Origin of the sequence: Flavobacterium columnare NBRC 100251 = ATCC 23463, assembly GCF_002530675.1 — a bacterium.
In the GTDB taxonomy this organism is placed as follows: Bacteria; Bacteroidota; Bacteroidia; order Flavobacteriales; family Flavobacteriaceae; genus Flavobacterium; species Flavobacterium columnare.
The window spans coordinates 36,797-46,493 of record NZ_PCMX01000079.1 but is presented as its reverse complement, the minus strand read 5'-3'; the positions used below and the strand labels follow the sequence as shown (position 1 = coordinate 46,493).

Below are 9,697 nucleotides of genomic sequence, written 5' to 3'. Positions count from 1 at the left end.
AATCAGACTTATTGAAAAATCTTCTTTTCTATCGACAATTGAAAACAAATATTCATTTAAATAATGTCTGCGTTCTTCTTCATTATTAGAATTTAAAAAATCACTGATTTGTTCAATACTTATATCTTTTGAAACAAGAAAAGCATAAAATATTTTTTCTAAGTTTCTTAATTCATAAATTACATTTGATTTTTGATTTAGTTCATTTCTATATGAAATAACATCTATACCTTTTGTATCTAACTCTACTAAATAATTAACTCTAAAAGCATCAAATAATTGGGTGTAAGCATTTATTACATTGCCATAATTGTGCTCATTTTTTATAAGTTCTTCAAGATTATGAATAGTTTTGAAAGATTCCTCAATGTCATCAGATAAATTACTAGTTAGTTTAATGGTGACCAACTTTTTCAAGTAATCATATATTTCTGAAGAATATAAATCGACTTCATAATTACCCTCTGAATTATTCTTAATAATTCCTTTTTTTTCTAATTCAGAATATTTTTTTAGTTCAATAGAATCGATTAAAGTTTCCCTAGTCTGGAAAATATGTTTGAATAAATTTTCTAACTGTTTTAGTTGTTTCATCTTAAAATTATAAAACCTCAATATCTTTCTAATGTGAAGAGTAATTGTTAAATTAACATTGTTAAAATCAAAAAATATTAAATTTATTTAATTAATATTTACTTCGTATATAAATTATTCCCCTTTTGATTATTGATTGTAAAAGGGTAAATCTAAAAAATCTTCTTTTAAAATATTGTCTTAGTTTGTTCTAATTTTATAAAACTTTTAAATTAGCAATGCTTTTTTACTTTTTTATCCAACTAATGTTTTCCAAACATTGGATTGAGTTCTAACGCAAAGATTTTTTCTAGTATGTAGAGGTATTGGGTTTCATTAAGGTCTAGTTCTAGGATGTTCAAATAAATTTTTTTACCACTATTAATTGCCCATTTATTAAGTTTTAATCCTTGGGTTGATTCTACGCTATATAATCCGTAATGATGGTAGATTCTGCCAGAAATTCTACTAAAAGTTTTCTCCCTTTTATACTTTCCTCCTTGACGTACTCCTAAGTATAATACTTTGCTTAAATTACCATTGATAGGTGGTACTGCGATTAATTCATTTCTTTTGTTAGTAAATAACGTTTTTATTTCTTTTGCTTCTTCTAATGTTTTGCATTCAAACCAATATAAGGTAGGTGAACTAATTTTTTGGAAAAAATTGAACTGCGCTTTGAATTGTTCATCTAAGCTTAAATCTAAGTCTAGTTCTATTTGGGTTGTTTTTACGTTATTAATAGCAACCTCAATTTTTTTTAAATGTGATAGCGCATCCATTTACCTGTTTTTTAAATTTAGTATATCAGTAAAGCCTTCTTTTTTTAAGTGTTCTATGGCCATATAGGTTGTGAATATTGTAGGATTTGGATCTAATTCTGTATTGTTTATATAGGTATTTGCATAAGAAATAACCAGTTTACAAGGATATAATTTATGGTTATGTCGCAAAGCCCAGACTCTTATTTTGCGTTTTGGATTAAAATTAATTTCTGCATCAATTCTTTCGATAGCTTTTAAAATATGTACTTTTTTGATATTGTTTAGTATTGACATTTTTGTTTGAAATTATTTGACTTATTCTACTTTTCTTGCTTTTAAATTTTAATTTATAGTAGTTTTAATCACTGCCATTTAAACCATTATAATTTTATAGGCTTAGTTAAGTATCTCTTTTATACAAATTTAATCAAAGAAAAATGGTTACGATTACGGAAAACCGCAACGGAACTATGAAAAAAAAGTGTATGAGGTAGGGTATTGCTTGATTTTTTTTAAACAGCTGTTGTTTTACCGTTCTTTTTAATCTCTTTTAGTTTCGTGGTAATGACACTAAAAATACCTACAAACACTAAAAATACCATGATTTTAAGGAGTAAAGTAAGGAAATAGTTGGATGGATAAATGTCTAAATCATTATACATGGTCCAGGAACTAGGGAGGTAATCGCGATGAAAACTAGTGATAATAATTACCATTCTTTCAATAGAACACATCAAGAAAATGCTACTTACTAATGGGATAAAACATTTTTTTGAACGATAGGGAATCGTAACAATTGGGTTAGGAATACCCATAATAAGGGTTGTGTCCAAAATGCTACCCAATATTTGCCAAACATTCTGTTTAAAAGTGCGGTTTTGTCTTCTGGGGTTAAAATAGTTAGTTCTACAATTAATCCCGTTATCCATACTATTAAATACACAATTCCTGCAAAGGAAATAAAGGCAGTGGCTTTGTCATCCACTTTTTTGAGGACTGGATTTTTAGTAAAAATCGATACGAATAAATAGAGAAAAGTATATAATCCAAAAGCCGTAAAAAAGTCGATTTGGATTAATTGTAACGTAAAAATTATGTTTTCGGTCATGGGGGGAATTTCATTTTGTTTTTCCTATGAAGATTATGCTGGGTTAAATATAGTCTTTGTTAAACAATTTATGATCTAGTAATTCAATAATCTAAACACTTACTTCCCAATACAAAAATTTAAAAGTGTTTATTTATAAGGGTTAATACGTTTTTAGTTTTAAAAACGTTGCAAAATAATAAAATTTAAAGCAAAATAAAGTAAACTAAAATCAAGAAGTGTAGCTATAAGTTGTAAGCCTTTTATCTCCAGATTTAATTAAAATAGTATTTTCGACTCCCCATTTTAAGTCTCTACTAGCGGTTGCTTCACTTATTTCTTTGAAGTGTATTAGATAGTCTTTTCTACTAAATGGATTCGATTTAATAATTTCTTTGAAGAGGTTAATTCGGTCTATGGCTGTTAAGTTATTATTTTGCGTTTTAAGAAGGTTGTCTAAGGCTTGCAGGAGTATGTTAAGCATAAACTCAATAAAAGGCGTAGAACTTCCTATTTTATCTGATTTCGATAAGACAGCATAATATTCTGCTTGATTATCTTTTATTAAGGCTTCAACAGGTAAATACTCAAAAACGGGATATTGTTGCATCAGTAACAAAGTTTGCCATAATCTTCCCATTCTTCCATTACCATCAATAAACGGATGTATAAACTCAAATTCATAGTGAAATACGCAACTTTTGATTAAGATTAAATCATTGTCTTTATTAAGATATTCAAATAGGTCTTTCATCAATTGGTTTACCATTTTTCCACTTGGAGCAATATGTTCGACTTTTGAACCTTTTACAATCCCAACATTAGTTGTTCTTAATTTACCAGCTTGCTCAATCAAGCCTTCCATTACTATTTGATGCGCTTTTTCTAGGTCTTTTAATTTTAACGGATTAAATGTTTTGAGTTGGTCATATACTTTTATAGCATTTTGTACTTCTAAAATATCCTTTTGAGGTGCTAAAACTCTTTTGTTTTCTAATAAAGAGGTTATTTGTTCTTCTGTAAGGGTATTCCCTTCAATTTCTAAAGAAGACTGAATAGTTTTGATACGGTTTTTCTTTCGTAATTCTGTGGCGGGTTTGTATAAATGGGTTGCGTTAATGGCTCCAATTCGTTCTGATATTGAAGTAATTAATTTTAAAATTTCGGATGTAATTTGATAGGGTGGTTTATACATGATAGTATCATTTGATAGTATCAAAGGTAATAAATGTTATTATTTCCCAATACAAAAGTTTGCAAAGATATTGCCTAACAATTCATCGTTAGTTACCAATAAAACTTTTATTTTTCAGGTTTTTGTTTGGTACTTTTAAAGGTAATTATTTCAATAGATTTCTTACTCTTGTTTACTCTATATACCATATAATTATTCTTGTCTATAATGGCTTTGTGTACATTTTTATTTTTAGAAGAATTGGGAAATAATTTTGGATGAATAATGATTTGACGAATAACCTGATTTATATTTTCTTCTAATTGAATTATTTCATTTATTGTCCAGTTACTTTCTAAGTAATCTAATACGTTTTCTAGCCCTTTTTCGGCTTGTAATGTCCAATAAATTTTTAATGCCATTTTTTAAATTTATTCATTACTTCTGTGTGTGCCGTGAGTTCATTATTATCGGCTTGTTTAAGACCAATTTCAATTTCTTTTTGTTCTTCAATAGATAGTTCGTCAAACCAATCTTTTTGATTTGTTTTTAGAAATAGTTCAAGTTTTTCTAATAGATTTTCGTCAATAGAGCTTAACTCTTGAATGAAATTATATTTTCTTGCTGCTAAATCCATAATTACTTGATTTTTGTCTAAACAAATTTACCATTTTTATTTTAACTCTTTTGCATTACAAAATACTACTTTAGTATGAAACGAGAAGGATTACTTACTTGCCAATACAAAAGTTTGCAAAGATATTGCCTAACAACTCATCGTTAGTGACTTCACCTGTAATTTCTCCAAAATAGTATAGGGCTTGGCGAATATCTATGGCCATCAAATCTGAAGGCAAACCTTGTTGCATGCCCCATTGTACTTTTTGAATTTCTTCTAGGGCTTTGAGTAACGAATCGTAATGACGGGTATTGGTTATAATCGTTTCGTTGTTGCGCAGGGCACCTGTGTTTACAAAGGATAATAGGGTGTTTTTTAACTCATCGATACCTATTTTTTGTTTTGCAGAAATGAATAAACAATTTGAAATTTGAGATTTGATGTTTGACATTAATTCGGTTGGCATCAAATCCATTTTATTGAAAATTGTCAGTAACGTTTTTTGAGGGTATTTGTTTTTAATTTGTTCTATTTCATTTTTAAGTGAATCTAAACTGTTGACTATTAGCGGTGAACTGTCAACTAAAAATAGAACCACTTGCGCTTGTTCGATTTTTTCAAAGGTTTTTTGGATTCCTATGCTTTCTACGACATCTTTTGTTTCGCGTATGCCTGCGGTGTCTATAAAACGAAAGCCTATGCCGTTGATGACTAGTTCGTCTTCGATGGTATCGCGTGTGGTACCGGCAATGTCTGATACTATGGCGCGTTCTTCGTTTAATAGGGCATTTAATAGGGTCGATTTGCCCACATTAGGTTCGCCTACAATGGCTACGGGGATTCCGTTTTTAATCACGTTACCTACAGCAAAGGAGTCGATTAAGCGTTTTAAAACAAATTCGATGCGGTTTAATAAATCTATAAATTGACTTCTATCGGCAAATTCTACGTCTTCTTCGGCAAAATCCAATTCCAATTCAATTAAGGAAGCGAAGTTTAATAATTCCTCGCGTAGTTTTGCTAATTCGTTGCTAAAGCCGCCACGCATTTGTTGCATGGCAATTTGATGACTGGCTTCGTTGTCCGAGGCAATCAAGTCGGCTACGGCTTCGGCCTGTGAAAGGTCCATTTTTCCGTTTAGGAAAGAGCGCAGAGTAAATTCGCCTGCTTGTGCCATTCGAGCGCCTTTGCGAAGTAGGAGCTGGATGATTTGCTGTTGTATGAATGTAGAGCCGTGGCAGGAAATTTCTACGGTATCTTCGCCCGTGTAGGAGTTGGGGCCTTTGAATAAGGAAAGAAGGACTTGATCTAGAATTTTATCTCCATCTACAATATGTCCTAAATGTAGCGTATGGGATTTTTGTTTGGCTAAGTCTTTCTTTTTAATGGATTTAAAAACTTGTTGTGCTTTAACAATTGCCTCTTTACCTGAAATACGGATTACAGCTATGGCTCCCGCTCCTGATGGAGTAGCAAGCGCTACAATAGTGTCTTGATTCATGGATGTCTTAAAAAATTTAGTGGCAAAGTTAACTATATTTTTTAAGAATAAATGAATGCTAATGATCTATTAAAAAAGATGAATTAGATAATTTTTTTTATCACTCTTAATTTGTGTGTATGTTTATTTTGTTCGGCATTGTATATTCCTAAATGGTCTAAGCGATCTATCCTAACTTTTCCACTGGCATGTATGATATAATTGTTTTCCATTATGATTCCTACATGAATAATATTGCCATCTTCGTTGTCAAAAAAGGCTAAATCACCTGGTTCGCTTTCTTCTATAAAACTTAGAGCATCACCTTGTGCGGCTTGTTGGGAAGCATCTCTGAGTAGTTTATAGCCGTTTAATTTATATACCATTTGAGTGAAACCGGAACAATCTATTCCAAAGGGTGTTTTCCCTCCCCATAAGTAGGGACTGTGTAAGTACATAAAGGCTGTATTAATAATTTCGGCTTTTGATTTTTGTCCTGTTACTTTTAATCCTTCAAAATGATAGTTTTCTGTATTTATGGTCGGCAGATCTAAAAAACGTAGAGAGGCTCCAAGCGGAATAGACATTAGTCCCTTTTCAGAAGATGTAACATATTCTATAAAATCGCCATTTAGTAGTAAATCCGAGTTTTCAAGTATTTGATAGGTTTGAGCTGTTATAGGTTTAAATTGTTTATTGTCTACCCATCCTTCATACGCATCAAAGGCTAATTTTATTTTAGACCATTTTGGGGTTTCTTCTAGTATCTGAAAATGCTCACCAAATAAAACTTGTGAAACGAGTTCACTGCGATCACTGGGTTCAAAACGTAAAGGAATATTAGCTAAATTACAAATGCCAAACATTTTATGTATTCTATTTTTTAAATTATGAGTTATGAAAAAATCCTTTTTTAAGGACTTTGCTCATAACTCATAGGGATTTTATTATTAGATTTTTTCTATTACAATAGCAGAGGCTCCTCCTCCACCGTTACAAATGGCTGCTGCTCCTATTTTTGCATTGTTTTGCTCTAATACGTTCAATAAAGTAACAATGATTCTAGCGCCAGAACATCCTAATGGATGACCTAATGAAACGGCTCCTCCATTTATGTTTACTTTTTGATTATCTAATCCTAGTATTTTAGCATTTGCTAATCCTACTACTGAAAAAGCTTCGTTAAATTCAAAAAAGTCTACTTGATCTAAGGTTAGACCTGCTTTGGCTAAGGCTAATGGTAATGCTTTAGCTGGGGCTGTTGTAAACCATTTAGGTTCTTGTGCGGCATCCGCATATCCTTTGATATAGGCTAATGGTTTTAATCCTAATTCATTTGCTTTTTCTTCGCTCATTAAAACTAATGCGGCCGCTCCATCGTTAATTGTTGAAGCGTTTGCAGCTGTAACGGTTCCTTCTTTTGTGAATACAGGGTTTAATGCTGGGATTTTATCTAGTTTTACATTTGTATATTCTTCATCTTTAGAGACTACAATGGGTTCTCCTTTTCTTTGAGGAATTGTAACGGGAATAATTTCGTTATCAAATTTTCCTGCCTCCCAAGCAGAGGCTGATCTTTGATAGGATTGGATCGCAAAATGGTCTTGTTCTTCACGGGTAATATTGTGTTCTGTTGCGCATAAGTCTGCACATACTCCCATAGCATTATTATCGTAAGCGTCTGTTAATCCATCTTTTTGCATTCCATCTATAAATGTGGTAGGACCAAATTTTACACCATTGCGCATGTGTACATAATGAGGAATTAACGACATATTTTCCATTCCTCCTGCCACAATAATATCTGCATCACCACACATAATGGCTTGTGCTCCCATCATAACCGCTTTCATACCTGATGCACATACTTTGTTTACAGTAGTACAAGGAACCTCATTTGTAAGTCCTGCAAATAATGCTGCTTGTCTAGCTGGGGCTTGTCCTACTCCTGCTTGAATAACATTTCCCATATATACCTCATTTACTAAGGCTGGATCTAAATTTATCTTATTTAAAGCACCTTTAATAGCAACAGCACCTAGTTGTGGAGCTGTAACCGTTGATAAAGCCCCCATGAAACTTCCTATTGGTGTACGGGCAGCTGATACTATAACCACTTTTTTCATTACGAATAATTTTCTAAATTAGTTTGTGCGAAAATACTAATTTAAAATAGAAATAATAAACTCTTTTAATGATTATTCACATAAGAAACTTAGGAGTAATTTTTGTTTTATCTTCTTGGATTTTAATTTCTTTTATGATGAGTGTTCTTATTTTTTGATTTCGTTTATTTTTAACCTTACTTTCTGTTGGGAGTATAAAACTAAAAGATTGCTAACATTTTTTACTAGAACTAAACATTTCATGTTTAAGACGTTATGTTTCTAAATCCAATAGTCTTCGTTTTTTTTTAAAAAAAAACGAATAAATACTTGTAAAAACACAATCTTATTATATCTTTGCAACCGCAAAACGAAATAAAAGTTCTTATAAAAATCGTTGGAGAGGTGCCGGAGTGGTAACGGAGCAGATTGCTAATCTGTCATCGGGTAACCGATGCCAGGGTTCGAATCCCTGTCTCTCCGCTTTTAGAAAGCTTTTCGGGGTGTAGCGTAGCCCGGTCATCGCGCCTGGTTTGGGACCAGGAGGTCGCAGGTTCGAATCCTGCCACCCCGACAAAGAAAAGTTAGATTTTATCTAAAGGGTCCAATAGCTCAGCTGGATAGAGCAACTGCCTTCTAAGCAGTAGGTCTCAGGTTCGAATCCTGATTGGATCACAAAATTGACTTAAATAGGTCGAAAGTTCATTAAAATATTTAAAAACTAAGGAGAGGTGCCGGAGTGGTAACGGAGCAGATTGCTAATCTGTCATCGGGTAACCGATGCCAGGGTTCGAATCCCTGTCTCTCCGCTTTTAGAAAGCTTTTCGGGGTGTAGCGTAGCCCGGTCATCGCGCCTGGTTTGGGACCAGGAGGTCGCAGGTTCGAATCCTGCCACCCCGACAAAGAAAAGTTAGATTTTATCTAAAGGGTCCAATAGCTCAGCTGGATAGAGCAACTGCCTTCTAAGCAGTAGGTCTCAGGTTCGAATCCTGATTGGATCACAAAGCAAATGTTTTATTTTATCAAGACTCACAAATCATTCTATTTTAGAGCTGTGGGTCTTTTTTTTTACCCCCTTATCTCTACTAACATTCCAGAATCAAGCCTAAAAGTTTGATTAGATAATACTCATGACTGGTTATTGAAGGAAAAAAAACTCTTTATAAGGTTTATTATTTAAGTTAAACCTGGAGTTATCCTTACTAAATCTTTTAATATATTTTTTTTAGGAGTAAAGTATTAAAAAAGATTGACAACAAAAAAGGAATGCCTGAGTTTTGTTTAATAGTTTGTCTTTTCATTAAGAAAATAGAAGAAAAAAAATACTCCCAACCACCAAGTTTAGTATTTAAGACTCTCCTTTCTACAAAACAATCAACTCTAGACATTCCTAAAATAATACATTCCAAACTCGCATTAGCAAACCTAAAATTAAAAACTAAAAAACTAAAAAACTAAAAAAAACTAAACTTAAGCTTAACGAACAACAATACATAAAGGCCAGAAAAGCTATTCGTATTTTTTTATTTTAGGCGTTATTAATTAGCGATTCAAAAGCAAAATCTATGCTTATTTCAAAATATATTATTTAAATACAATCATAATATCAAATATAGAATAACTTGAACTAGTAAGTTTAGTACTACTCCAATTAATAACCAGAATACACAGTTATTGCACATAGTTATTTTTTTTATAAATTTCATATAGAATTTAAATATTAATACAGAATACACTTCATAGTCCCAACAAGTGTTTTACCTTTTAGCTCTACTTTATTTTCTTTAATACCTTCATATTCCATTCGTTATTTTAGTGTATTCTTTTATTTATTACGGTTTTATTTTCAAAGAAGAAGATTTTTATTTATTTCTTATTCTTAATTGAAACGCCTT

11 protein-coding genes and 6 tRNA genes are annotated in these 9,697 nt (G+C 31.9%); 6 read left to right on the top strand and 11 right to left on the bottom strand.

The features are described from left to right. The 11 genes from B0A78_RS10965 to B0A78_RS10920 form a co-directional block, all read right to left on the bottom strand. Window positions 1-594, bottom strand: a 594-nt coding sequence (locus B0A78_RS10965; RefSeq protein ID WP_133065787.1) for a hypothetical protein, incomplete at its 3' end; no start/stop codon positions are given. Between the two features lie 242 nt (window positions 595-836). Beyond that, complete coding sequence (locus tag B0A78_RS10960; RefSeq protein WP_065213489.1) at window positions 837-1,355, bottom strand: hypothetical protein; 519 nt, start codon at window positions 1,353-1,355, stop codon at window positions 837-839. Continuing rightward, complete coding sequence (locus B0A78_RS10955; protein WP_065213488.1) at window positions 1,356-1,631, bottom strand: hypothetical protein; 276 nt, start codon at window positions 1,629-1,631, stop codon at window positions 1,356-1,358. Between the two features lie 218 nt (window positions 1,632-1,849). After that, window positions 1,850-2,053: a hypothetical protein gene (locus B0A78_RS14330; RefSeq protein WP_123907291.1), complete on the bottom strand. Its 204-nt coding sequence runs from the start codon at window positions 2,051-2,053 to the stop codon at window positions 1,850-1,852. Window positions 2,054-2,088: 35 nt separating this feature from the next. Next, entirely contained in the window at window positions 2,089-2,322 is a 234-nt protein-coding gene (locus tag B0A78_RS10950; protein ID WP_123906921.1) for a hypothetical protein, read from the bottom strand. A gap of 334 nt (window positions 2,323-2,656) precedes the next feature. Next, on the bottom strand, window positions 2,657-3,619 hold the full coding sequence (locus B0A78_RS10945) for a Fic family protein (protein WP_081279013.1): 963 nt from the start codon (window positions 3,617-3,619) through the stop codon (window positions 2,657-2,659). Window positions 3,620-3,726: 107 nt separating this feature from the next. Next, window positions 3,727-4,020, bottom strand: a complete 294-nt coding sequence (locus tag B0A78_RS10940) for a type II toxin-antitoxin system RelE/ParE family toxin (protein ID WP_014165373.1) — start codon at window positions 4,018-4,020, stop codon at window positions 3,727-3,729. After that, entirely contained in the window at window positions 4,011-4,235 is a 225-nt protein-coding gene (locus B0A78_RS10935) for a hypothetical protein (RefSeq protein WP_065213484.1), read from the bottom strand. Before B0A78_RS10935 ends, B0A78_RS10940 begins: the two co-directional genes overlap by 10 nt. 94 nt (window positions 4,236-4,329) lie before the next feature. Beyond that, complete coding sequence (gene mnmE, locus B0A78_RS10930) at window positions 4,330-5,718, bottom strand: tRNA uridine-5-carboxymethylaminomethyl(34) synthesis GTPase MnmE (RefSeq protein ID WP_097609674.1); 1,389 nt, start codon at window positions 5,716-5,718, stop codon at window positions 4,330-4,332. Window positions 5,719-5,801: 83 nt separating this feature from the next. Next, window positions 5,802-6,563 carry a C40 family peptidase gene (locus B0A78_RS10925; RefSeq protein WP_014165376.1) on the bottom strand — a complete coding sequence of 254 codons (762 nt, stop codon included), beginning with the start codon at window positions 6,561-6,563 and terminating at the stop codon, window positions 5,802-5,804. An 84-nt stretch (window positions 6,564-6,647) separates the two neighbouring features. Continuing rightward, window positions 6,648-7,823, bottom strand: a complete 1,176-nt coding sequence (locus B0A78_RS10920) for an acetyl-CoA C-acyltransferase (protein WP_014165377.1) — start codon at window positions 7,821-7,823, stop codon at window positions 6,648-6,650. A 378-nt stretch (window positions 7,824-8,201) separates the two neighbouring features. On the opposite strand from B0A78_RS10920, the gene B0A78_RS10915 reads away from it, so the two are divergent. The 6 genes from B0A78_RS10915 (at window position 8,202) to B0A78_RS10890 (ending at window position 8,803) form a co-directional block, all read left to right on the top strand. Continuing rightward, window positions 8,202-8,285 (top strand) — tRNA-Ser (locus B0A78_RS10915). A gap of 16 nt (window positions 8,286-8,301) precedes the next feature. Beyond that, a tRNA-Pro gene (locus tag B0A78_RS10910) sits at window positions 8,302-8,376 on the top strand. A gap of 27 nt (window positions 8,377-8,403) precedes the next feature. Then, window positions 8,404-8,477 (top strand) — tRNA-Arg (locus B0A78_RS10905). Between the two features lie 50 nt (window positions 8,478-8,527). Further along, window positions 8,528-8,611, top strand: a tRNA-Ser gene (locus B0A78_RS10900). 16 nt (window positions 8,612-8,627) lie between these two features. Continuing rightward, window positions 8,628-8,702, top strand: a tRNA-Pro gene (locus B0A78_RS10895). 27 nt (window positions 8,703-8,729) lie between these two features. Next, a tRNA-Arg gene (locus B0A78_RS10890) sits at window positions 8,730-8,803 on the top strand. Window positions 8,804-9,697: the final 894 nt, after the last annotated feature.

Coding starts and splice junctions, on each gene's coding strand:
- B0A78_RS10920 (WP_014165377.1), bottom strand. CDS start 7,823: ATGAAAAAAGTGGTTATAGTATCAGCTGCCCGTACACCAATAGGAAGT.
- B0A78_RS10940 (WP_014165373.1), bottom strand. CDS start 4,020: ATGGCATTAAAAATTTATTGGACATTACAAGCCGAAAAAGGGCTAGAA.
- B0A78_RS10955 (WP_065213488.1), bottom strand. CDS start 1,631: ATGTCAATACTAAACAATATCAAAAAAGTACATATTTTAAAAGCTATC.
- B0A78_RS10925 (WP_014165376.1), bottom strand. CDS start 6,563: ATGTTTGGCATTTGTAATTTAGCTAATATTCCTTTACGTTTTGAACCC.
- B0A78_RS14330 (WP_123907291.1), bottom strand. CDS start 2,053: ATGGTAATTATTATCACTAGTTTTCATCGCGATTACCTCCCTAGTTCC.
- B0A78_RS10935 (WP_065213484.1), bottom strand. CDS start 4,235: ATGGATTTAGCAGCAAGAAAATATAATTTCATTCAAGAGTTAAGCTCT.
- B0A78_RS10960 (WP_065213489.1), bottom strand. CDS start 1,355: ATGGATGCGCTATCACATTTAAAAAAAATTGAGGTTGCTATTAATAAC.
- B0A78_RS10945 (WP_081279013.1), bottom strand. CDS start 3,619: ATGTATAAACCACCCTATCAAATTACATCCGAAATTTTAAAATTAATT.
- mnmE (WP_097609674.1), bottom strand. CDS start 5,718: ATGAATCAAGACACTATTGTAGCGCTTGCTACTCCATCAGGAGCGGGA.